The following is a 21,483-nucleotide window of genomic DNA, read 5'->3' as shown; positions in this document are numbered from 1 at the left end:
TGAAATTGAACGTTATTTTCTTCGCCTAAAACGTTTTCGAAGAATTTTTACGCGTTATGATAAACTTGATATTATGTTCTGTGGTTTCATCTATTTCGCTATGATTATAGATGCAATTTTTTGTGTTAACAGACTCTAGCAACTCTTTCTTATCCATACAACATCGAGAATCCTAGTGATATAAATCAATGTAGAGATGCACATTTATATCATAATGCTCAGAATCCAATAGAGACTAACAAAAATTTATCACCAATTTTAGGTTCATTAATTATAAACATGCTTGAAAAATCTACATCAAAACGCATAGCAAATTGGGAAGCAGTGATTAAATGTTTGAATGGCGTGGATAGCGCAAATTCTAACATTACTGAATTAGTTGATAGAGCTGTTCTCAAAAGATTAAGTAAAGATCTTTCAAAACAAATTCAAGAGACAGAGAAAGATAAAAGAAAACGAAATATAAATGATTTCTGTAGGATGATTGAATCACAGACCGAATCAGTAATATATTTGCCTCTTAGTCAGTTTGTAGATCAATTTAATATTAAATATTCTGGTAATAGAATGCAAATATATCGCCATACACAAACTACTCAAAACATATTGGGTGAAGAGATTCACATTCAAATTGAACTACCTTCGGAGGAAACCGTTATCATTGAAATCCAAACCGTATTAGAAGAAAATTACGTTCGTGAAATTCATAGTTTACCACCATATAATAATTATACTTTTCATGATTATAGCTCTAAATGTGAACATTATATTCCTCAATGTAATGCAAGAAACATTATGGCTTGGGGAAGAATAGCAGACACAGAGAAAAAGGGCTTTAACATTTTATTGTTGGAAAACAAAAATGATATATATGGAGAATGGTTTCTTTTGTTCAATAGAAATTCTGCATTATCAAGAGAAAATAGGGTGGAGCCATTTGGATTTGAATTTAATGAGTTACCTGAGCAAATTCAAGAAATTGGTATGTTAAGCAAATATTCATCAGAGTTAATTCCTTTTGATATTAATAAAATTATTGATTTTATATCCGAAAGAATATAAATGGCCTTAAAATACTGTAAAGACATAGTAAAAAAATGGTGTGGCTGTGATATAAAACCGAAAACAACAGTTAAGGTAGAAATAATGCCTTGACTGCTGTTTTTGTTTCATGACACTAAAGTGATTCTGCCTTATTTTGTTTATGCTGGGTGTATTTTATAGCATTCGGTCTTAACGGCCCAGCCTCATGACTTGGAAAAGGGACAGTCAAAAATGGACTTGAAATATTGAAGAACGGCAATTTGATTTTTGCCCTAACGCCTGTAGAACCCATACCAATCAATTTCTTACTACCACCGCCTAATACAATTATATCGTTTTGATTGGAGTCATCTTTTTTATAATATTTTAATAAGCTCTTTATACAGCTACTATGTTCACTATTATTGTAATAAATTTGTCTATATGCATTCAGTAGAAATAACTTGTTTAATTCAACTACTTCACTACTGGAATTAAGTAAAATTTTATTATCTCCACTGCGCTTAGAATCATAGACAATACCGTCATATAGACACAAACAGTATTGCGGAGAAATTGGAATGAAAACCTGTGCCCCTACATGTCCAAATCCATAATTTCTTTGATATTGTCTTGCAACAAATAACTGATTATATTTTACAAGAGGGTCGTCCGAAGTAATAAACCCTCTATTTGAATTATTAACAATCAAATCTAGTTTTAAATCTGCAATCACATTGCATACAGTTAAAATGCCTTGAAGCGGTATAAGATTTGGTATTTCATATCCTATTTTACCTTGGAAATTGAAGTCATTTTTCCCAGCAAATTTCCTTACTGATGAAATACTTTTCGCAGTAGCATCTGCAAATTCATCATACAAATCTGCTGTTTTTAGTGTCCTTGCATCGCTTACAGCAATGAATGACAGTATATTCTCGTAAGTATCTTCTGTTTGAGAAATGGTACCTGAATCAATGATATTCTTAATTGTCTGAGCCCATATTCCTTCAAACTGGCCTAAAATTTCTTCTATTTTGTTATTTTTTCCATATAGATATTTTTTGGAAGCGATTTTTTCTATGGAAGCATTTTCGACTATCTTTTGATTTAATATCTCTGCCATACCAATGCTTTTTGAATTGTTTGAAAATCTTTTTAAATAAAATTGCGGTACATAATGATTATTTGCATAATCCATATTCCTTACCTCTAAAATACGCAAATTTACATTTTAAAATCTACAAAAAATCTTAAATACTATTATATCATAATAGTTCCAGATAGGATATATCATATTTCATTCCATCTTTTCCATTATAGCTTGGCTGTAATTTCAAACAAAAGAACAGCAGTTAAGGTAAGAATTCCCTTGACTGCTGTTCTTGGCTACTTGCTCTTTTGGTGCTCTTGTTCCCATTTTCCGAATTCTCGTTGTCCTTCTTCGCTTGCGTAAAATTTGCGGATTTCCGGCAAAAGGAAACAGGCGAAAGATTCAATGACCGACTGCGGAAGCTCCACGTCGTAAGGATTTTTCGGTTTATTGTCCTTATCCGCCATCGGTTTTCGTCACCCCTTCCTGCTTCCCGATTAAATCCCAGTCGGGTTTATCTTCCATCTGTATCTGTGTTCCAGTATCTGCAGACATTTGAATCAGCTCCGGCGCTACATCATCAAAAGGCAAGTCGTGTGCAGACATTTCAACAAACCCGTTTATGTATTCATCTATCGTATACTCTTTGTGCTGTCCGTCAGGCAGAAATATGATAACATGGTTGATACGACGGAGAATCGCGGACCATGTTTCCGGCTGTTCGTGCTGTAAACCGGGATATTGGCGTAACAGGTCAATATTCGATATGATATAAACTTGTGTGTAACAGGCAATCTTGTTAGCATATCGGGCGGGCAGTTCAAGCGGATAGCCATCTAAAAAATTCAGAAATTGCGGAACGGTGAATTGTGAGTGGTATTCATCAAACACTATGACGTCCTGCCCCTCGTAGTTGTCAAAGGGGTGCTTGTAGTCGGTCACGCGGAAGATATCTTCATAGTTGTGCTTTTCCATGACGCTACGGGTTTTGCCAAGGCCGGTAGGCCCCCATATGTAGGTAATATCCAATTGACGGAATTGCTTTCGGAACTGCTCTGCCCGGATAGTTTGACGTGCCCGCTCTATATCGTTAATTCTGAGCATGAAGCCCGGATGGTTTTCCAGAATTTCATAATTGCTCAATCCGTCTTTAATCATTTCATAAAGGGCTTCAAGGTCTGTTCTTTCACCCTGCTGTTCAACCGGCATCTCTCCCCATTCGTCAAATGAATCGGGAACGCTTGTTTCGTGTTTTTCGTCATTTTCCCATTTACCGGATTTCGTGATATAATCTCGGTTTTCTTCCGAAGTGCCACGAGCCAACTCTATATGGGCTTCTGGAAAGCGCCGCTTTATCGTCGTGAATCTGATTGCAGAAGAACTGCAAAGGTAAATATGCGTGTGCGGTGTGCCTTCCTGACCGATTTCATCAGCGAGGCACCAATACACAATGGATTTCATTTCGGCTAAAGCAGCTTTGATTCTAGCATGGTCGAAGCCTTTTTCAATAGGGTTATTAATGGTCAGTTGCCATTTACGGGAACTGTTCATACGTTTCACCAAAATTCTAATATATAATTAAATGTGCAACATGCTACAGAAGTACTAAAGGGTAATACTGCCCTTTAGCGCCCGCTTTGCGGGCAGGGAGCGGGAGCAATCTCCTTGCACCTTCGGTGCGGAGCTTGCCCCGCTCCCCATGACACAAAGTAGACCGCTACTTGACAATCGCCCGAATCGCGTCTTCCAGCCGCGCGAAATTGCGAACTGTTGGCACCTGAATTTCCCTCAAATCCGTTCCGTTCGTGAGCATATAACCGGCACCAATACCGGAAATGGGTTGTAGCTCATCCTTGCTCACTCCTGCCATAGTAGCCGCTTCTCTTGATACATTACCCATTAGAATCATTATCGAGAAATTATCGCGCGCACCGGCCGCAAAGTAGCTTGCATCGGCTCGTTGCTGGCTTACCAACACATGGAAATTAAACGATCTACCCAGCATCAGAAGCGTTGCAACCTGTCTCTTTACGGCTTCCGCCTCTTTCTTGTCCAGAGTATTCAAGAGACTGGACAACTCTTCTATGACGACGAGGCGAAAGGAACGGTCGAGGTTATTCCCCTGCATACGGGCAAGGAAAGCATGATAGAAGTTATCCAATCCTTGCACGCAGTCTATGAATTCGCAATGGCCGCCGCATCCGCGCAAGAAGTTGTAATCGTCAGCTTTGAAGTCGAGAACTGTAATCTTTGCATTGGGAATATACTTTGCAATTCTTCCCAAAATCAATTTTTCCGCATACGTTTTTCCGCTGCCGGTGGGACCTACACATAATGCGTGTGGACAATGAACATAGTCCCAATTAACCGGGAACTGGCAGCCCTGCCGGAGCAGGGCACCGTCCCAGAACAAAGGTATTCTTCCTTGCATCTGCATAGTTAGAAATCCGGGTCGTTGTGAGAATTAGGTGGCGGGTTGTGCCGACCGAATTTCTGTTTGGAAAGAAATTGGGCGGTATTCTCATTATCCACGACGGCAAGCAGGACTATGTAGTAGAGAGGGTCTTCTTTGACAGTTCCAATGGTAAAAATAGGCCATTCGCGCCCATCCCTTGCTTTCCAGCATAAAAAGGGAAGATTAGGCACCATACTTGCTCTTATCTCGGATGTAATCTCGTTTTGCAGCAGATATTCTATCCGCTGACAGGTTTCGGTGTCGGGTGCGTTCGTCAGTTGCTTCTTGACAAGTTTGAATTGCAGAATCGGGATACCATTGAAATTGACGATACTGGGTTGCATGGTAATATCCAGAAGGGTTACAGGACGTTTGTAGGGTAGAATATCCGACAACTTTACGGCAGCGTTGAAAACAGTTTGACAAGTGATATCGTACAATCTCTGCCGGTTCTCTAGTGCCTGCTGTTGCTGATTCTCTTTGCTTTCCTGTATACGTCCATACAGCCAATAACAACCCCCTGCCGCTAAAATTACTGGTACCGTGTAGTATTGAATCACCAACGCAAGTACGATAAGCACTACCGCAGCAATTCCACCATACACAGCCAGTTTTTTGGTTTTTTCATTCATGGTCAATCACCAATCCTTTTAAATGTCGATAGCTTCATCATCAAGAATCTGCATATCGTCGGCAGATGCGCTAACTTTTACTTCCTTGCTAGAGAAATCTTGCCACAGTTTTCCGACCAAATTTTCAAAGCGCACGAAGCAAAAATTGCCGGCAGCATTTTGTTCTTGAATAGCCTCATTTGACAAGCTGGGAGATTTCTTTCCGGGAACTTTTATTGATAGCTTGTCAAAGTTCGGCAAAGAAACGACTTGGGCTTTATAACCGTCAGTTTCTTCGGTTGCCTTATTGTCACGGTAGATGGTGTTTGCTAACAAAGCCACCAGAATGAACTTGCCGTTGATTGTCAGGTCATCTTCTTTTACAGTAAGATTCTTTAGAATCATAACAAATTCCTCCAATTGTTATTTTTTGCTTTAGTGAGAAGGAGCGGTTCATGAGAGCCGCTCCCGCCCTCCTCTTAGTCGCGTTTTACAGTCTTTCCTTATTCGAAAGGTGTATCGCCCATGTTTTCGGCTTCATCCGAATAATTCAGGCTCTCGGAAACTTCTAGGTCATACGGGTCTTCTTCGTCCATGTCATCGTTAACGGGTAGCGGGCCATCGTGGGAGCCGGTTCCCACATCATTCCAACGGCAGGCTTCGAGATAACCGGCGCGATACCCTTCCGTATAAGACTGAACACGAAGCTCGTTAACCATTTGTTCGAAGTTGCGGGACTCATTTTCGGAATATTGCTTTTTATTCATATTTCTTTGCTCCTTACTTTTGTCACGCACATTTTCAGTTTTTGATTCGCGACTCAAAGCGAAAATTATGCTTGGTTTATACACTTTACTTTCAGCTGAATTTTGGAATTCCTTGGAACTGAGGACATAGTATCACACCGCCAAATTATCGTCAAATTACACTCCTAGAAGAAATAAATTCATATGATAATTTATGCATATGCCACTTCTACTCTAATTCGTTCCACTCCATTCATTATTATCAAACTTCTTCAATCAACTGCGATACCAAAATATTTACATTTAAATTTAAAACCCACACTGCAAAAAAAGCCAGAAAATAGTTACAGTTTTGTAATAAAAATGCATAGTTATGCTCTAATATGGCATAACTATGCATTTGCTGTAATATATTTCTGATATAAACATAATACAAGAAATTTTATTCTCTTGTCAAACTAAAAAACGAAGTATAAGTACTTTATAGAAATATTTAAGCTTAAAATTCTTTAGCAGACAAAACGCAATTTTGAGAAACTTTATGCTTGTCTTTAAAACAAGTGTTGCAAAAATCTGAAAAGGCGGTATAATCTGGTAGTAAGGCAAAATAAAAAATGCAAAGCAGACATAGAGTGTTGGTAGCACCCTATGTCCTGCATACGGAGAGTAGGCTCCATACGCAACGGTTTAACCGCGCAATGCAATTCTATTATAAGTCCTGTCCTCCATTTTGTACAGGGCATAAATTGCACTGATTTATCGGACGCTGTGTTATGGGAAAAGATTCCGTACACAGTGTTTTTTTATTGCCTTATCATCGGCAGGGCGGCGGGGATACTGTCTCCGCAGGCCGCGCCTTTGATAAGCAGTTGTGAACAGAATGATCATATATGATTGGGGGTACAAGAACAAAAGGAAATTAAACTATTTTTAATTGCTTCTTAAAATGAAAAAGTTTATACTACAAATTATGGTATTAAGGGATAGGGGGATATTTTATGAAAAAATTGGTTTCTCTTACGTTGGCATTAGTTCTAATGGCTTTCACTGTTTCAGGTATAACCGCATTCGCCGCACAGGCTCCTTCCGTTAGCAGTGATACAGCTAAAACACTTTCAATTGAGCAAGGAAAAAACTATACCTTTAAATTCATGGTCTCCGGCACATCTTCTTTATCTGTCACAGTTGGCAATCCTTCGGTATTAAGTTCATCGGTTAAAAAAGCGGGGAATGCATATCTTGTAACCATTGCGGGAGTAAATCAAGGTTCAACAGGAGTTTATACTACTTTTCCGGGGCAAAAGGGAGTTTGTCAATGTATCGTCACGGTTCAACAGGAGAAAATCACTTTTGGGTATCAGGGCTGTGATTATGGGTGTGTCGGAGAAGCGCAGTTGAATTATGTGAAAGAAAAAGCATTGGCGGTTACAAGCACTGAAGGATATAAAAAGAATTATGAATATAATAAACAGATAAGTAACCAAGAATTTCAAGATTTTTATGGTGTTCCTTATTCCGATGAAGCAAATATGATATCAAGCGTAATTGGTTATATAGGAAACGATTTACCCCGCGGGGGTGATGGAAAAGGTTCCACAGGTAGTGCATATGATTGTTTTATGGGTACACATTCTGTTTGTGCGGATATTGCAAAAGCTATACAAGCAACACTACATGCTAATGGGGTAGATTGTAAGCTTTGTGTTGGAATTAATGCAAGGAAGCAACCGCATATGTGGACAACATTCAAGCTTAATAATAACGAATGGTATCAATGGGGTAATAATTTTTCAAAAGGTGTTCCAAAAGGATACACTTTATCATCTATTAGTTATAACTATTACTAATAGATGATAAAGTATTTGATGTCAATTTCTTTTTGTAGTTATGATCTCCCATTTGTAATTGATTCGTTATTAATATTCACCGCCAATAAAAGTATAATCAAATAAAAAATAAGTCAAGGCTGAAATGAACGCTTTCAGCGGCCTTGACTTATTTTTTATTCTTGATTATTTCGCGATTAGGCGGTGGATGAAAAACTATAAGCACTTTATGCTTGATGAGGGTTGATATTTAACCCAATACGGCATATAATTCTATTATCAAAACAGGGAGGCTTACTCATGAAAGAAATTGCGGACAGGCTGCGCACTCTTCGGGAAAACGGCAAACTTTCACAGGAGAAAATGGCTCCATTGGTTGGTATGAAGCAATCCAGCATTAATCGCTATGAAAATAACCAAGCCGACCCTTCGCTTGAAACACTTCTTCGCTATGCGGATTATTTTGACGTTTCCCTTGACTACATTTTTGGACGCACCGACAAGCCACAGGGGAAATTATACGAGTGCAAGCCAAAACTGGAAGAGAATAACCCGGAAATGCGAAAATTCGTTGAAATGTGCTTTGACCCCAAATCACCCATGCACGACCGACTAAAGCAAACACTCTTGAATATGTTGGGGGATGAAAAGAAATGAATATTGTTATTTATGCCCGGTATTCGAGCCACAGCCAGACGGAGCAGTCAATTGAGGGACAGCTTGAAACCTGTTATGAATACGCAAAAAATAACGGGTATGTTGTAATCGGAGAATACATCGACCGTGCACAGAGCGGCACCACAGATAACAGAACCGAATTTCAGCGCATGATTGCCGACAGTGACAAACACACTTTTGAAGCGGTTCTTGTCTATCAGCTTGACCGTTTCGCTCGTAACCGTTATGACAGTGCAATTAATAAGCAAAAGTTGAAAAAGAATGGTGTCCGGGTAATTTCTGCACGAGAGAACATCAGCGACGATGCAAGCGGCATTCTTGTGGAAGGTGTTCTGGAAAGTATGGCTGAATATTACTCCGCTGAATTGTCGCAGAAAATACGCCGTGGAATGAATATCAATGCGGAAAAGCATTTAAGCAACGGCAGTAACCCCGGTCTTGGGTATGTGGTTGACGAGGACCGCCGGTTCCATATCGACCCGGAAACCGCACCCGTAGTTCGCGAAATCTTTGAAATGTACGCAAGCGGAAAGACCGTGACGGAAATCAATCAATATCTGAATGATAAGCAAATCAAAACTTCCCACGGGAACGAATTTAATAAAAACAGTTTGCACCGGATTTTGAGGAACAAGCGGTATATCGGTTATTACATCTACAGGGATACGGAAGTACCGGATGCAATGCCCCGAATCATTGACGATGAACTTTTTAACCGTGTGCAGCGCATTCTTGACCGCAACAAAAAAGCCCCTGCGCGGGCGAGAGCTAAAGAAGAATACATATTGACAACAAAGCTGTTTTGCGGATACTGTCGGGAAATGATGGTTGGCTACAGTGGGACAAGCAAAACCGGAAATATGTACCATTATTACATTTGCAAGAACGCTCGGAAAAAGCAATGCACGAAAAAGGTTGTCAACAAACAGGCCATAGAGGATAGAGTTGTTTCAGAGTGTCGGGAGCTCTTGACGGACAGCAATATTAAAAAGATTGCGCAAGCAGTTGCCGCCGCCTGTAAATCTGATTATAATAATTCAGAAGTTAAGCGGATTAAAGCGCTAATCAAAGAAACCGACGAAGCAATTGAGAATCTCTGGAAAGCCTTGGAGCATGGACAGGCCGTTGATATGATAACAGAACGCATCGACAAGCGGAAGCAGGAAAAGGAAGAATTACAAGGGCAGCTTGCTATTGAAACAGGGAAACAGGTTATTTTCACCGCTCCACAGATTGAGGCGTTTCTCTATTCGCTGAAAAACGGGAAGGTTGACGATGAACACAATCGCAAAGGCATCATCAATATTTTTCTTCGCGCGATCTATCTGTGGGATGATAAATTAACGCTAATTCTCAACGGCGGGGACAAGCCAATCACGATTGACGATGTTCTTCTTGATGAAATCGAGACAGATAACAAGGCATTTGTGAGTTCGTCTATGGTTGCGGAAGTTCCACCAAATCAAAAACCTGCATGAGTGCTGAAAAATCCAGTATTCATGCGGGTTTTGCTATATATTACATCGGAATAGTTCAGAATAAAAAAGTGCCATAACGAACATTTTAAGTAAGCGTTTTGATAGGCGTTGTAGGCGAAAAAATAAGAGCGTCAAGTTTCAATTTGGTGTTCTTAACCATTTTGAGTTTAAGGCTCATATGTACCAATTTTCATTTCCATTACTTTTTCTTTATAAACGCCTGCAACTTCTTTGAAAAGAGGCCCAGCCTGTAGCTTTTCTGCTTCAATCGCTGCGTTGGCAATGGCTTCGTCTTTTTTCTTCCATACTTTACCTGGATCCATTGATGAAAACCATCGCATTTTTCCATTGATTTTTTCTTTGCACAGCTTGATTGCTCAAAGGAGTTCCGACTTCCCAATTTTGGGGCGTCCACCTTACATTAATGAGCAAGGTAAAAAGCAGCCATGCATTGCAATGACCCGTGATGGATTCATGTTTCTAGTAATGGGCTACAGAGGAAAGAAAGCGGCGGCAATCAAGGAAGCCTACATAAAACAGTTTAACGAAATGGAAGCCTTTATTCGAACGCTTGTTACAACCCGTAAGGAGTTTCCACTTCTTACGGATATGGTATCGATGTTTTAAGAAAAACAGAATGGCTTAAGACAAAAGAAGTCTATTATTGGGGAGGCATTGATACACATGGATTGGCTATTTTAGATGAAGCACGCAGTTTTCTCCCACAAATTAAATCAATACTGATGGACGAGACAACGTTGCTTTCTCATCGCAATTTATGGTGTGTAGAGGAAAAACCGTTCCATGGACAGCTAAATCGACTGACAGATGATGAATACCGACTTTTTGTATGCTTCAGGGTAATGTATGGCGATATGGCGTCCGATTAGAGCTAGAAAGAATTTCTTTTTCTTATGTGGAAAAAGTAGTGAAACGAATCATTATTAGCACTCGGCAATTTAGGCCGTTTGTCATTGCTGTAGTAAAAAACGAAACATTCGCGGAATGCGGGTGCGAACCTAATCTTACCGAAAATACCCTGTATCTCTTTATCAGAGATGCAGGGTATTTGATATATAACACAACATAAAAGCTATGATTTGTGTTTTCCAACCATCGGTGGAATTATAGGTAAATTATAGAAATTTGTAGTAAGGTGTCGTTGAATTAATTGGAATATAATACTATAATGGAAAAATATTGAAGGAGAGAAATGGGCCTGCGCCGCATGGCTTGGGCTCTTAATATATTTCTTCAATACCGTGACGCGAAAAATGGTCGGAACATTCCTAGCTGTTGCGTTTGTATTGTTGGACATTATGATTTCCAACGAATGGACGCCGGGGGCCTATGCCTTTTCGCCCATAACTCTTGCTCAGCTTTCGTCTTTATCGGGTATGAACCAACGGTATGGAATTACGCTGACCTATGCGTCTAAATTTTTTGTCATATCTCTTTGTGTGCTCATTGCACTCTGCACAAGCAGCGGACATTTTGAAAAATTGTATCAACGCCTTAGACGAAAGTTTGCAAAGAGTAATTTTGTACGGAGAAAGGAGATATGACGATGGATGATAGTTATTAAAATATTAGTAAAAAATTCGAAGAACAATATGTTTTAAAGAACATTAATGTAGAATTCCATAAAGGGAATATTTATGGCTTGATTGGCCGGAACGGTTCCGGTAAAACCGTTCTGCTGAAGACAATCTGCGGTTTTGTTCCCCCCACCGATGGAGATGTATTTGTCTGGAACAAGCATGTGGGACGGGATGTGGATTTTCCCGATAGCTTAGGTTTTGTTATTGAATCGCCGGGATTTTTGCCAATGGATTCCGGATTAAAAAACTTGAAATATCTTGCTTCAATCAAGCAAGGAATAGGGGCGGATCGTATTTGGGAGTGTATGGAGCTTGTCGGCCTTGACCCGAACAGCCGCAAGCCTGTCGGCAAATATTCTCTTGGAATGCGTCAGCGTTTGGGTATTGCACAGGCGATTATGGGAAATTCAGAAATTTTAATTTTGGATGAACCGATGAACGGCTTGGATAATCATGGCGTGGAAGACATACGATCTTTACTGCTTGGTTTGAAAAAGGAGGGAAAAACCATTATAATTGCGAGCCATAGCGCCGAGGACATTGACATCCTATGCGACGCCGTTTATGAGATGGATGCCGGAATGATTCGTCTCGTAAGATGATTTTTTGCACCTTCCATTCTATTTTATGTACATCGAAAGAAGCGCGAGCCTCCCGTCATCTCCACCTTCTTCCTTTGGTAATGTTTGATTGATGAAATTCCTTTACTTCAGAGAAAATAGCGGTATAATAGGTTGGTAATACATCGTTTGAGAGAAATAAGTGTTGGAAAAGAAATTGCGATTCTGAAAAACTTTTTTTCGATAGTAACCATCTTTTACGTATTATATCAATATCCTTTTCTGCGGATTATATGTGTATATTTTAAAAAAAAAGGAAATATAGACTGGATGCATTTGAATTAAAATGGAAAAAGCGGATATCAAGAGGATATCCGCTTTTCAATCTATTTACTTGTTGTTCGTTTTTTATTCATTACTCCGAGATATAATAGGAATAATCGTTTGAAATGCAAGGCTGAAAATTTGAAATAGGAGAATTAAAATTGGATTTTAGTACAATTGTGGATCTTTTTCTTCATCTGGACCAGCACTTGTCCATATTGATTAACCAGTATAATACATGGGCTTATGTCTTTCTATTTATTACCATATTTATTGAAACCGGTCTAGTCATCACGCCCTTTCTTCCAGGGGATTCGCTTTTGTTTGCCGCGGGTGCAATTGCGGCTACGGGCGGGCCGATCAACATTCCGCTCATTATTCTGTTGCTCTATATTGCCGCGATTTCAGGGGATACCTTAAATTACCATATCGGCCATATGCTGCGGAAAAAAGTTCAGAAGCGTGAAAAAATCCCCTTGGTGAGCACAGAGAATATTGATAAGGCACAGAATTTTTTCATTAAGCATGGTGGAAAAACAATCACAATTGCACGGTTTGTCCCGATTATCCGTACCTTTGCTCCGTTTGTTGCGGGGGCAAGTAAAATGCCTTACCGAAAATTCCTGATGTATAATGTAATCGGCGGCATCACATGGGTATCCCTGCTCTTTGGTTTCGGCTATTTTTTTGGAAACATCGGCTATGTAAAAGAGCATTTCAGCCTTGTGATCGTTGCAATTATCGGAATTTCCGTTGTCCCTGTACTTGCAGTATATATCAATAATAAATTGAAAATGAAAAGGGGAAGCATGGATTAATCCCTTTTTTGCCGTCTGCAGAATGTCCGCGGGATAGCAAACAGATACGGCAAACAAATACGGGCCAGACGCCATAAACCGCCGGCCCGTATTTGTTTCATTTAAAGGGAGGTGCGCACTATCCGTAAAAAACGGATGGTGCGCACATGTGGTAATTATGGATTAAAGGTGTAATCCAATTTATTACAAAGCCTGGAAATTCCTATCACAAATGTGATTATGACTGTGTGTGCAATCATATGAATTCCCGCTTTATAAGCAGGTTTATTCTGTGTGCGCTTCGCAGCGCACTTCATGGTTTTTTTGCTCCAAGTGGTTTTTAAAGCATTTTTCAATGATTCCCTCCGGGAATTTCAGCATGGATACCCCGCAATCCTGCAGCTCGCGGAACAGCTCCGGATTCACGAAGCTCGCGACGGAGAAAGGGGTAATGCAAGCCATGGATTTTTTTCGAAGATAATCGTTATAGCTGATCTTCCGGCAAGGATACTCAATGTTCAGATTCTCTACATCTTCAATAAACAGCGTGTCGGAAAAATCACAAATGCCAAGATTGAGACCGGGGAAACTCTTCCCGGAAACCGCATGGTAGTAATTGCATAATTTACAGTCCAGCATAGGAAATATCCCTCCTTTATGTACTATCTCACTTTGACGGATTCTTTTACCCCGCGGGTGGCCTGTTTTGCGAAGCTTTCAATTCGCATCCTGTTTTTCGCGGGTTGATTCAGGCTGATACAGGCGGCCCCGCCGACACAGCCTCCAACACAGGCCATCCCTTCGATAAAGTTTTCCACCAACTTCCCTTTGGAAGCTTTCAGAAGGGCGGCGCGGCACTCTTCCAACCCGTCGCAGACCGCCGGGTTTACCTGAAAATCAATATTTTTTTCTTCCAGGGCATGAAAAACAGCCTCTGTTACGCCTCCGTTTCTTGCAAATATTCTGCCGAAGTAGGAAGCGTCGTTTAGCTCGCTTTCCTCCAGTTCTTCCAGATGGATGTCCAAACCACCGAACATGGCCTGAAGTTCTTCAAAAGTGATTACACAGTCAACCACGCCTTGCAGTTCTTCTTTTTGAAATTCCATCTTTTTGGCGATGCATGGGCCGATGAATACCACTTTTGCGGTTTGATCCCGCTGTTTGATCAGCCTCGCGATTTGCACCATGGGAGAAGGATTGCTCGATATATGCTCCTTCAAGTCGGGAAAATTGGATTGAATAAACTGAACGAACGCGGGGCAGCAGGAAGTCGTGAGGAATCCTTTTTCAGCGAGTTCCTCTGCTTCTTTATCTGCGACAATGTCCGCGCCGAGTGCGGCTTCCACTACCTTGTCAAAACCGATTTTTTTCAGACCGGTTACAATCTGCCCGATGCTCGCATAGGAAAACTGGCTTGCAATGGCAGGCGCAATAGCGGCGTAAACCCGGTAATTTTTTCCGTGATCGGAATCCCGTATCATCTTCATGGCATTCAAAACATAGGATTTATCCGCAATTGCGCCAAACGGGCATTGGCGGACGCACGCGCCGCAGCGCACGCATTTGTTTATATCGATTTTCGCTTTGTTTTGCTCATCCATAGAGATGGCATTCGCCTTGCAGGCGCTGATGCAGGGGCGTTCCTGTTCCGTAATGGCGTGATAAGGACATGAACGCATACATTGACCGCATCCCTTGCATTTTTCATGGTCGATAACCGCTTTATGGTTTACAAAGGTAATTGCGCCTGCGGGGCACACGTTTTGGCAGCGGTGAGCAATGCACCCCTGGCAGGTATCCGTAACGGTAAAGCGTTTTGTTGGGCATTCCTCGCAGGCGACATCAAGTACTTCCACAATATTTTTGTTATTTGGATTGCCGCCCATGGCCAGCTTTACCCGTTCTTCTATGATGGCCCGTTCCCGGTAAATGCAGCAACGCATGGTTGCTTTCGGTCCCGGGATGATTTTGCGGGGTATCTCATATAAATTTGCGTTAAGCTCGTCTTTTGCCGCGAGCCGGATAACTTCTTTCAGAACCCTGTACTTCAGTTTCTGTACATTGGAATTAAATTGCAACATATCACATTCCCTTCCATAAACCCGGTGGCGCCGATTGTTTAGTAATTATAAATTCTGACGTCTCAAAGGTTGATCGGCTGCAAAATATAGGTTCCGAACACATTTTCCAAGTTGTCTTTTGAAACATATCCCGTCAAGTATTCACCGATTTTTACCGGTACGCCAGAGTTTGTAAAATCTCCCGTGCAAAGCGAAGCGCTTAGGGAAACCTTGTTTTCAAGGTGATGTTTCTGGATCAGCCGCCGAAATCCTTTCAAGATATCCAATGATTTTAGTTGGGATGATTTTTCGATGTAAACCTCAATGTTCATAAAAACACTCCACTTCCTAAGTCCCAAGTTCAAAAGCTCTGACAATCTTGTAACAAAACATAGCATGTCGGAAACAGACCGTCAACGAAATTTGCTTTAATTTTGCTAATTTGAAATTTTAAAAGCCGAAAGTATGCCGCCAAATCGTCATTCGTGCCCGATGAACAGTAGATTTTTTGCTGTTTTTCTTTTTGTTTTTTTTGTAAAAAACGTCTAAAAATAAAAACCATATTTATCATAGTAACACTTTGTACTTGCATAAAGATTATTGTTTTTTATTTTGCTTCGCTGTGACAAAACGTTATAATAATTTGATACCCAAAAATTCATACAGGGAAGAATAAATATGTTCTTCATATTTGCACAAAAGATTGTAAAGATTCACAAAAATAGAATAGGACATATAGATGTTTTCACAATTTATATCGTTGTTTTTCGGAATAGTTTGTGATATGATAAAAAAAACGAGACAAAGGTTCGCCTCCGATCAAATGAATATGCTTTTTGCCCGCGCAACGTTGTGGGACGAAATCCATCGCTTGCATCGGAACGGCTGCCTGCCCTGTGGAGCGTTATTTCATGGAAAGAATCATTGGCTTAAATAAATCGGATTGTAAAAATTGTTATAAATGCATTCGCAATTGCCCGGTAAAATCGATAGCCTATCGGGATGAGCAGATACAGATTCTCGGGGATGAGTGCATCTATTGCGGGAATTGTTTGCTGGTTTGCCCGCAAAATGCGAAATATATCAATAGTGATCTGCCGAAAGTGAAAAAAGCGATTGAAGCAGGGGAGAAGCTGTATGTATCTCTGGCTCCGTCCTATATTGCCGCATTTCCCCAGACGGGGATTCTGAAAATGTCGGCGGCGTTAAAGCAATTGGGATTTACCCATGTGGAGGAAACAGCGATCGGCGCCGAACAGGTGACACGCGAATATGAAAAATTGATCCGAAAGCATAAAATGCAGAATATTATAACTTCGGCCTGTCCCTCGATCAATCTGCTTATCGAAAAAAATTATCCCTTACTTACTTCCCAGCTTGCGCCGGTTGTAACGCCGGTGATAGCGCATGCGCGTATGATCAAACAGATTTACGGCGTTCGGGCGAAAGTTGTGTTTATCGGTCCCTGTATATCGAAAAAATATGAATGCCTTGACCCCGTCAACGGCAATCTGCTGTTTTCCGCTCTGACATTCGACGAGCTGCAAAATTGGTTCCAGGAGGAAAATGTGGATTTTTCGCAGGAGGACCAAAACAGCCGGGCGATGGCAAATACCCTGCCCCGCTATTATCCGGCGCCGGGGGGCATTATAAAAAATCTTAACCGGAAGGAACGCGCGGCGTATGAGTGTCTGAGCGTTGACGGGGTGGACCGCTGTATTGAGGTGCTAGATTCCATTCAGCGGGACAAACTTTCCGGCTATTTCCTAGAGCTGAATGCCTGCGCGGGCGGCTGTTTGGGCGGCCCGATTTTAAGATCCATGAATATCAGCTTTCTGCTTTCAAAAAATGTGCTGGTTCGCAATGTGAAGCGTGTGAATGAAGCGCCTCCGGCCCTTACGGAGGGCGTTTCCTTGCAGTTTATGAGAAAGCATCGAAGCCGCACCGTAAAGCGGAAATCGATTGATGAAAAGAAAATTCGGGAAATATTGGCGTCTACGGGAAAAACTTCTCCCGAAAAGGAACTGAACTGTGGCTGCTGCGGATATAATACCTGCCGCGAAAAAGCGATTGCCGTGCTTCAGGGAAAAGCAAATATTAACATGTGTATCCCCTATATGCGCGATCTGGCGGAAAGTATGTCCAACACGGTTGTGGAAAATACCCCGACCGGTATTTTGATGATTAACAGCCAATTGAATATTGAACAATTCAATCCGGCCGCAGCGAAATTACTAAACCTCAGCGAAGAAGCCGTCGGCCGCCCGGTCAGCAGTGTCCTCTCAAGTAAGGATTTTGAGAAGGTTCTGAACAGCGGGAAAAATATTCTCAATCATAAACAGGCTTACCATTCGCTCGGCTTGGTTTTGGAGCAGACAGTAGTTCTTGTGCGTAATGCGCAGACGTTGTTTGTGCTTTTGAAGGACATTACGCAGGAAGAAAAAATGCTGGAAAAGCACCGGAAGGTTACGGAAGAAACGGCGGCATTCGCAAAAGAGGTAGTGAATAAACAAATGCGCATCGTGCAGGAGATTACAAATCTTCTTGGGGAAACTACGTGCGAAACGAAAGTGGCCTTATTGCAGCTTACCAAAAATATCGTTTCGGAAAAGGACGCTGAAAATGTACATAAAGATTGACGCTTACGGCGAATGCATTCAAAAGTACGGCGAGGAGCTTTGCGGAGATCAGGTGAAAATTATCCGGAATCCATCCGGCGTCACCGCCATCCTTGCCGACGGACTCGGCGGCGGGACGAAAGCAAGCCTGCTGACCTCATTTACCGCGAAAATAATGGAAACCATGTGCAAAAGCGGGGTGCCCATCGGCCAGGCCGCCGATATGATCGTTGAATTCCAGCCGGAAACCGGGGAACAGGACAGCGCTCACAAGGTACCTTTTACGCTGATACAAATTCCTTTCAATGGAATGATGCATGTGGAGCAGTTTGAAACACCGGATGTCATTCTGCTGCGCCGCGGCAAGCCGGTTCCAATGCACGTAAGCTGCAGGGGCTTGCGGGGAAAGACCCTCCGCAGCGGGGTAATGTCCATAAAGCAGGCGGATACGGTGATTGCGGTTGGCAGCGGCATGCTGAGCGTCGGCGCGAAAAGGAATCTGAAAAACGGCTGGCGACTGGAAACCCTTTCGGCCTATATGCAGAACGCCTACCATCCCCGGGCGTCAGCCGAGCATTTGGTTCGGCTCCTTCTGAATGCGGGGAATTCGCTTTCCTTCGGAAAGCCGGAAAAGGATTTATCCGCGATGGTTTTCCGTCTGGGAACCTAGTGGCTTCCGGTGCTATTACATACTTTTGCTTTGAAACAGGAATACGGTTATGACGTTTAAGACATTGGTGCTGCAAATCTATAAACCGACGAGACAGAAAAAAGAGCTGATGGATACGGCGCTCCTGCGCTATTCGCAGGCCTTCCAGTTTCTGATGGATCGGTACCGTAAGGAACTTGAGGAACTGGCTGAATCGAAAAGTGCGATCACACAGCGGATCTTGTTCAATTTGATCGACAAAGAAACAGCGAAAAAATTGAATGATTATGATGTACAGCCGTTCAAGGATTCTTTGAAAATAGAATTCGCCGCCGTTTCGGCTTCCTATATTGCTCAGAAGCGGAAAAATCCAAGTGCGAGGTATCCTCTCCTGTTTCTGGACGATACCCGTTTTGCTTCCGAGATTGCGGACTGTATCCGTCAATTTGACGGCGCGCGGATTCCACCGCAAATCTTTGCGTATCGCTGCTCAAAGCTGATCAGCCAAAAGGGAAATCTGCGTTCCCTCTATTTCGGACGGTATGCGATGAACCGCAATTACTGTTTGCTTTATGATGAATTCAAAGACCGGTTTTACGCAAAGCTGTACCTTTTGAACAGAAAGGAAAGCATTCCGGTCGGAAACTGGGCAAGCGGCCTGTGTTTAAAATACGTTTGGGCGGGTATGCCACCGCTGATTCCTAAGCCCGGCAGGCGAAGCTATATCGTCGTCCCGTTGGCTTTTGGGAAAAGGCAGTATGCCGACTTGAAGAAAACCCTTGAAAACCCCGGTATGCTTCACTCCGCCCGTTTGGTGAAAAGGGAAAGAAGATACTATTTAATGATCAATATGGAATGCGGCCAAAGGGACGCTTTAACGGTGGCGACAACAATGGGGGTCGCTCGCAATATGCCCGGCGGATTGCATTACACCGTTTGCGGGGAAAACGGGGAAATTCAGGAAAACGGCAGAATCTGCGTGGCACCGAATAAAGAGGATTTGTTTCATCTGGCCAATAAAATAGTAGGCTTCGCGGAAAATTACCGTTCGCAGGTGGTGATGGAGGCAAATGGGGGAAGAAACGACCAGTTGCCGCTCCTGCCTGAAGAGGCCTTGTCGGCCGACCAATACGGGGCTCTTGTAAAATTACTAAAGTATAAGCTTCCGGAAAGAGGGCTGCCGGCGCCAATTGAAGTAAGCGCGAACGGCCTTTTCCATACCTGCCCCGCCTGCGGGAAAAGAACCCGGCGCAATCTGGTATCATCGGAGCTTTTTATCTGCATTTACTGCGGGTACGCGTCGGAATTGGAATGGATCGGCAGCGAGAGCCTTGCGAAAAGGCTTGAGCAGTACCACCACGATAAAATACCGCTTTCCATCCGAAAAACAGAAGACGGGCTTCTTTGCTTCAACAAAGTCCTTGGCTTTGAATGCCTGCTTCCGCAAGGGGGAACGGATTATACGCCTGTATATGATAGGCTTAGGCAGTTTCTCGAGAATATGGATGGTGAATTTATCGACGATCCGAAAAAATATGCTGTTTGGAGAAAACTTTTTTATGCAGCAAATCTGAAAGAAGCCGTCCGCTTCTGTTGATGATTTTTGCTTTGGATGCATTAGCTACCGCATCATGCTTCCGCGTATGTGGCGTAATCCCCTATGCAGAGCATTTCCGCTGAGCGGAGACGGCTGAGCCGTTCAAGTGTAGCTATTTACTATATGGCCCGCTTAAAACGCAGATGTTGAGAGCGGGCTTTTTTCTAAAGTTGGATATGAAAAAATTTTGTTGGTGCATTGACAATTGTGTAAAAAAATAGTATAATTATAAATACCGCTGAAAAACTATGGGAGTATAGCTCAGCTGGTTAGAGCACCTGCCTTACAAGCAGGGGGTCATAGGTTCGAGTCCTATTGTTCCCACCATGGAATGGCTCGGTAGTTCAGCTGGTTAGAACGCTAGCCTGTCACGCTAGAGGTCGTCGGTTCGATCCCGATCCGAGTCGCCAAATGCCTCTGTAGCTCAGTTGGTAGAGCAGGGGACTGAAAATCCCCGTGTCGGTGGTTCGATTCCGCCCGGAGGCACCAAATACGCGAACGTAGCTCATCTGGTAGAGCGCCACCTTGCCAAGGTGGAGGTAGCGAGTTCGAGCCTCGTCGTTCGCTCCAGCAGAGTAAGCCTGCGGAAAAACGCTCCTCACACGGTGGGGAGCGTTTTTCTGTTCGTGCGAAACTCCATGCTGCGGGGGAATTTAAAAAATTTTACTCAAATGCTTGACATTTCCAGTTAGCACGAGTAAACTGTAATAAGCGGAGGTTAGTGTACGCTTACCTCCATATAAAAACGGCGAGAGTTAGCCGGAGCTAACTAAAAGGAGTGATCGAAATGCCGGAAGAACAGGCTGTACTGCATACGCTTTATAAGGGGAAGAATCCCCCTTCCGCATCCATTTCAGGCATGATACCTTTAAATATGGTACGTCCGGGGACAGAAGTATCCGTACATTCCATTCGCGGGAAGGACGAAACAAGGCGTTTTTTGGAAAGCCTTGGGTTTGTCGAGGACGCTGCTGTTACCGTAATAACCGAATTGGGCGGGAATCTCATCGTGAATGTGAAAGGAACCCGCGTTGCAATTAGTAAAGCAATGGCGAGCCGTGTTTATGCGGTTTAATACGCTGCAAAATATTATTGGGAGGAAGCAGAGCATGAAAACCTTAAAAGAAGCAAAATGTGGCCAAACGGTAACGGTCAGAAAACTGACCGGAGAAGGTGCGCTGAAACGCAGGATTATGGACATGGGGATCACGAAGGGCGCTGAAATTTTTATCCGCAAGGTCGCCCCTTTGGGGGATCCGATCGAAGTAAGTGTTCGAGGATATGAGCTTACCATCCGGAAATCGGAAGCGGAAAATATTCTACTTGCAGAATAGTGGATTTCCCTATTTTTTGGATACATTAGTTAG

At 42.4% G+C, this 21,483-nt stretch carries 24 protein-coding genes and 4 tRNA genes; 17 read left to right on the top strand and 11 right to left on the bottom strand.

What is annotated here, in order from left to right:
- The first annotated feature begins 279 nt into the window (after positions 1 to 279).
- On the top strand, positions 280 to 1,062 hold the full coding sequence (locus P9B68_RS05090) for a hypothetical protein (protein WP_277668556.1): 783 nt from the start codon (positions 280 to 282) through the stop codon (positions 1,060 to 1,062).
- Positions 1,063 to 1,177: 115 nt separating this feature from the next.
- Here P9B68_RS05090 and P9B68_RS05085 read toward each other — a convergent pair whose 3' ends face one another.
- The 7 genes from P9B68_RS05085 to P9B68_RS05055 form a co-directional block, all read right to left on the bottom strand.
- A complete protein-coding gene (locus P9B68_RS05085) occupies positions 1,178 to 2,224 on the bottom strand; it encodes a DUF4238 domain-containing protein (RefSeq protein WP_277668555.1) in 1,047 nt (348 codons plus the stop codon).
- Between the two features lie 188 nt (positions 2,225 to 2,412).
- Positions 2,413 to 2,583, bottom strand: a complete 171-nt coding sequence (locus P9B68_RS05080; RefSeq protein WP_277668554.1) for a hypothetical protein — start codon at positions 2,581 to 2,583, stop codon at positions 2,413 to 2,415.
- Entirely contained in the window at positions 2,573 to 3,667 is a 1,095-nt protein-coding gene (locus tag P9B68_RS05075; protein WP_277668553.1) for a replication protein, read from the bottom strand. The genes P9B68_RS05080 and P9B68_RS05075 overlap by 11 nt, the downstream gene beginning before the upstream one ends.
- A 166-nt stretch (positions 3,668 to 3,833) precedes the next feature.
- Entirely contained in the window at positions 3,834 to 4,529 is a 696-nt protein-coding gene (locus P9B68_RS05070; RefSeq protein ID WP_277668552.1) for a helicase HerA domain-containing protein, read from the bottom strand.
- A gap of 26 nt (positions 4,530 to 4,555) precedes the next feature.
- Entirely contained in the window at positions 4,556 to 5,203 is a 648-nt protein-coding gene (locus tag P9B68_RS05065) for a hypothetical protein (RefSeq protein WP_277668551.1), read from the bottom strand.
- Between the two features lie 18 nt (positions 5,204 to 5,221).
- Positions 5,222 to 5,587 (bottom strand): hypothetical protein, encoded by a 366-nt coding sequence (locus P9B68_RS05060; protein ID WP_277668550.1) that lies wholly within the window; start codon positions 5,585 to 5,587, stop codon positions 5,222 to 5,224.
- A 98-nt stretch (positions 5,588 to 5,685) separates the two neighbouring features.
- Positions 5,686 to 5,949, bottom strand: a complete 264-nt coding sequence (locus P9B68_RS05055; protein WP_277668549.1) for a hypothetical protein — start codon at positions 5,947 to 5,949, stop codon at positions 5,686 to 5,688.
- A gap of 977 nt (positions 5,950 to 6,926) precedes the next feature.
- Here P9B68_RS05055 and P9B68_RS05050 point away from each other — a divergent pair.
- The 3 genes from P9B68_RS05050 (at position 6,927) to P9B68_RS05040 (ending at position 9,910) form a co-directional block, all read left to right on the top strand.
- Positions 6,927 to 7,775, top strand: coding sequence for a transglutaminase domain-containing protein (locus P9B68_RS05050; protein WP_277668548.1), 849 nt, complete (start codon positions 6,927 to 6,929; stop codon positions 7,773 to 7,775).
- A 279-nt stretch (positions 7,776 to 8,054) separates the two neighbouring features.
- Complete coding sequence (locus P9B68_RS05045; protein WP_277668547.1) at positions 8,055 to 8,411, top strand: helix-turn-helix domain-containing protein; 357 nt, start codon at positions 8,055 to 8,057, stop codon at positions 8,409 to 8,411.
- Positions 8,408 to 9,910 (top strand): recombinase family protein, encoded by a 1,503-nt coding sequence (locus P9B68_RS05040; RefSeq protein ID WP_277668546.1) that lies wholly within the window; start codon positions 8,408 to 8,410, stop codon positions 9,908 to 9,910. Before P9B68_RS05045 ends, P9B68_RS05040 begins: the two co-directional genes overlap by 4 nt.
- A gap of 167 nt (positions 9,911 to 10,077) precedes the next feature.
- Here the strand turns inward: P9B68_RS05040 and P9B68_RS05035 are convergent, their stop codons facing one another.
- Positions 10,078 to 10,233 carry a hypothetical protein gene (locus P9B68_RS05035; protein WP_167875115.1) on the bottom strand — a complete coding sequence of 52 codons (156 nt, stop codon included), beginning with the start codon at positions 10,231 to 10,233 and terminating at the stop codon, positions 10,078 to 10,080.
- Between P9B68_RS05035 and P9B68_RS11690 the strand changes: the two genes are divergently transcribed.
- The 4 genes from P9B68_RS11690 (at position 10,193) to P9B68_RS05020 (ending at position 13,213) form a co-directional block, all read left to right on the top strand.
- Positions 10,193 to 10,537 carry a Rha family transcriptional regulator gene (locus P9B68_RS11690; RefSeq protein WP_330686064.1) on the top strand — a complete coding sequence of 115 codons (345 nt, stop codon included), beginning with the start codon at positions 10,193 to 10,195 and terminating at the stop codon, positions 10,535 to 10,537. The two genes, P9B68_RS05035 and P9B68_RS11690, sit on opposite strands and share 41 nt — an antisense overlap.
- Positions 10,525 to 10,800 (top strand): Wadjet anti-phage system protein JetD domain-containing protein, encoded by a 276-nt coding sequence (locus P9B68_RS11715; RefSeq protein ID WP_407932264.1) that lies wholly within the window; start codon positions 10,525 to 10,527, stop codon positions 10,798 to 10,800. The genes P9B68_RS11690 and P9B68_RS11715 overlap by 13 nt, the downstream gene beginning before the upstream one ends.
- 698 nt (positions 10,801 to 11,498) lie before the next feature.
- Positions 11,499 to 12,113 carry an ATP-binding cassette domain-containing protein gene (locus tag P9B68_RS05025; RefSeq protein ID WP_277668560.1) on the top strand — a complete coding sequence of 205 codons (615 nt, stop codon included), beginning with the start codon at positions 11,499 to 11,501 and terminating at the stop codon, positions 12,111 to 12,113.
- A gap of 443 nt (positions 12,114 to 12,556) precedes the next feature.
- On the top strand, positions 12,557 to 13,213 hold the full coding sequence (locus tag P9B68_RS05020) for a VTT domain-containing protein (protein ID WP_135656717.1): 657 nt from the start codon (positions 12,557 to 12,559) through the stop codon (positions 13,211 to 13,213).
- 264 nt (positions 13,214 to 13,477) lie between these two features.
- Here P9B68_RS05020 and P9B68_RS05015 read toward each other — a convergent pair whose 3' ends face one another.
- From P9B68_RS05015 to P9B68_RS05005, 3 genes are all read right to left on the bottom strand, one after another.
- A complete protein-coding gene (locus P9B68_RS05015) occupies positions 13,478 to 13,831 on the bottom strand; it encodes a hypothetical protein (protein ID WP_135656719.1) in 354 nt (117 codons plus the stop codon).
- Between the two features lie 23 nt (positions 13,832 to 13,854).
- A complete protein-coding gene (locus tag P9B68_RS05010) occupies positions 13,855 to 15,273 on the bottom strand; it encodes a 4Fe-4S dicluster domain-containing protein (RefSeq protein ID WP_135656721.1) in 1,419 nt (472 codons plus the stop codon).
- Positions 15,274 to 15,335: 62 nt separating this feature from the next.
- Entirely contained in the window at positions 15,336 to 15,584 is a 249-nt protein-coding gene (locus P9B68_RS05005; RefSeq protein ID WP_135656723.1) for a hypothetical protein, read from the bottom strand.
- Between the two features lie 579 nt (positions 15,585 to 16,163).
- Between P9B68_RS05005 and P9B68_RS05000 the strand changes: the two genes are divergently transcribed.
- The 9 genes from P9B68_RS05000 to P9B68_RS04960 all read left to right on the top strand — a co-directional run bounded on the left by P9B68_RS05000 (position 16,164) and on the right by P9B68_RS04960 (position 21,450).
- Positions 16,164 to 17,891 carry a [Fe-Fe] hydrogenase large subunit C-terminal domain-containing protein gene (locus P9B68_RS05000; RefSeq protein WP_277668544.1) on the top strand — a complete coding sequence of 576 codons (1,728 nt, stop codon included), beginning with the start codon at positions 16,164 to 16,166 and terminating at the stop codon, positions 17,889 to 17,891.
- Positions 17,875 to 18,540, top strand: a complete 666-nt coding sequence (locus P9B68_RS04995; RefSeq protein ID WP_135656726.1) for a hypothetical protein — start codon at positions 17,875 to 17,877, stop codon at positions 18,538 to 18,540. Before P9B68_RS05000 ends, P9B68_RS04995 begins: the two co-directional genes overlap by 17 nt.
- Positions 18,541 to 18,589: 49 nt before the next feature.
- Positions 18,590 to 20,116: a hypothetical protein gene (locus P9B68_RS04990; RefSeq protein ID WP_277668543.1), complete on the top strand. Its 1,527-nt coding sequence runs from the start codon at positions 18,590 to 18,592 to the stop codon at positions 20,114 to 20,116.
- A 250-nt stretch (positions 20,117 to 20,366) separates the two neighbouring features.
- Positions 20,367 to 20,443, top strand: a tRNA-Val gene (locus P9B68_RS04985).
- A 6-nt stretch (positions 20,444 to 20,449) separates the two neighbouring features.
- Positions 20,450 to 20,526: transfer RNA gene (locus tag P9B68_RS04980), tRNA-Asp, on the top strand.
- 3 nt (positions 20,527 to 20,529) lie between these two features.
- Positions 20,530 to 20,605, top strand: a tRNA-Phe gene (locus P9B68_RS04975).
- Between the two features lie 5 nt (positions 20,606 to 20,610).
- Positions 20,611 to 20,686, top strand: a tRNA-Gly gene (locus P9B68_RS04970).
- Positions 20,687 to 20,903: 217 nt separating this feature from the next.
- Positions 20,904 to 21,191 carry a FeoA family protein gene (locus tag P9B68_RS04965; RefSeq protein WP_167875117.1) on the top strand — a complete coding sequence of 96 codons (288 nt, stop codon included), beginning with the start codon at positions 20,904 to 20,906 and terminating at the stop codon, positions 21,189 to 21,191.
- 34 nt (positions 21,192 to 21,225) lie between these two features.
- Positions 21,226 to 21,450 (top strand): FeoA family protein, encoded by a 225-nt coding sequence (locus tag P9B68_RS04960; RefSeq protein ID WP_135656730.1) that lies wholly within the window; start codon positions 21,226 to 21,228, stop codon positions 21,448 to 21,450.
- The last annotated feature ends 33 nt before the right edge of the window (positions 21,451 to 21,483 follow it).

Origin of the sequence: Caproiciproducens galactitolivorans (genome assembly GCF_029266045.1) — a bacterium.
Classification (GTDB): domain Bacteria; phylum Bacillota; class Clostridia; order Oscillospirales; family Acutalibacteraceae; genus Caproiciproducens; species Caproiciproducens galactitolivorans.
The sequence above is the reverse complement of the archived record's forward strand: the minus strand, read 5'-3'. Positions and strand labels throughout refer to the sequence as shown.

Coding starts and splice junctions, on each gene's coding strand:
- P9B68_RS04965 (WP_167875117.1), top strand. CDS start 20,904: ATGCCGGAAGAACAGGCTGTACTGCATACGCTTTATAAGGGGAAGAAT.
- P9B68_RS05055 (WP_277668549.1), bottom strand. CDS start 5,949: ATGAATAAAAAGCAATATTCCGAAAATGAGTCCCGCAACTTCGAACAA.
- P9B68_RS05080 (WP_277668554.1), bottom strand. CDS start 2,583: ATGGCGGATAAGGACAATAAACCGAAAAATCCTTACGACGTGGAGCTT.
- P9B68_RS05045 (WP_277668547.1), top strand. CDS start 8,055: ATGAAAGAAATTGCGGACAGGCTGCGCACTCTTCGGGAAAACGGCAAA.
- P9B68_RS05010 (WP_135656721.1), bottom strand. CDS start 15,273: ATGTTGCAATTTAATTCCAATGTACAGAAACTGAAGTACAGGGTTCTG.
- P9B68_RS05000 (WP_277668544.1), top strand. CDS start 16,164: ATGGAAAGAATCATTGGCTTAAATAAATCGGATTGTAAAAATTGTTAT.
- P9B68_RS05015 (WP_135656719.1), bottom strand. CDS start 13,831: ATGCTGGACTGTAAATTATGCAATTACTACCATGCGGTTTCCGGGAAG.
- P9B68_RS04995 (WP_135656726.1), top strand. CDS start 17,875: ATGTACATAAAGATTGACGCTTACGGCGAATGCATTCAAAAGTACGGC.
- P9B68_RS05075 (WP_277668553.1), bottom strand. CDS start 3,667: ATGAACAGTTCCCGTAAATGGCAACTGACCATTAATAACCCTATTGAA.
- P9B68_RS04960 (WP_135656730.1), top strand. CDS start 21,226: ATGAAAACCTTAAAAGAAGCAAAATGTGGCCAAACGGTAACGGTCAGA.
- P9B68_RS11690 (WP_330686064.1), top strand. CDS start 10,193: ATGGCTTCGTCTTTTTTCTTCCATACTTTACCTGGATCCATTGATGAA.
- P9B68_RS05050 (WP_277668548.1), top strand. CDS start 6,927: ATGAAAAAATTGGTTTCTCTTACGTTGGCATTAGTTCTAATGGCTTTC.
- P9B68_RS05085 (WP_277668555.1), bottom strand. CDS start 2,224: ATGGATTATGCAAATAATCATTATGTACCGCAATTTTATTTAAAAAGA.
- P9B68_RS05005 (WP_135656723.1), bottom strand. CDS start 15,584: ATGAACATTGAGGTTTACATCGAAAAATCATCCCAACTAAAATCATTG.
- P9B68_RS04990 (WP_277668543.1), top strand. CDS start 18,590: ATGACGTTTAAGACATTGGTGCTGCAAATCTATAAACCGACGAGACAG.
- P9B68_RS05060 (WP_277668550.1), bottom strand. CDS start 5,587: ATGATTCTAAAGAATCTTACTGTAAAAGAAGATGACCTGACAATCAAC.
- P9B68_RS05040 (WP_277668546.1), top strand. CDS start 8,408: ATGAATATTGTTATTTATGCCCGGTATTCGAGCCACAGCCAGACGGAG.
- P9B68_RS05035 (WP_167875115.1), bottom strand. CDS start 10,233: ATGGATCCAGGTAAAGTATGGAAGAAAAAAGACGAAGCCATTGCCAAC.
- P9B68_RS05065 (WP_277668551.1), bottom strand. CDS start 5,203: ATGAATGAAAAAACCAAAAAACTGGCTGTGTATGGTGGAATTGCTGCG.
- P9B68_RS05090 (WP_277668556.1), top strand. CDS start 280: ATGCTTGAAAAATCTACATCAAAACGCATAGCAAATTGGGAAGCAGTG.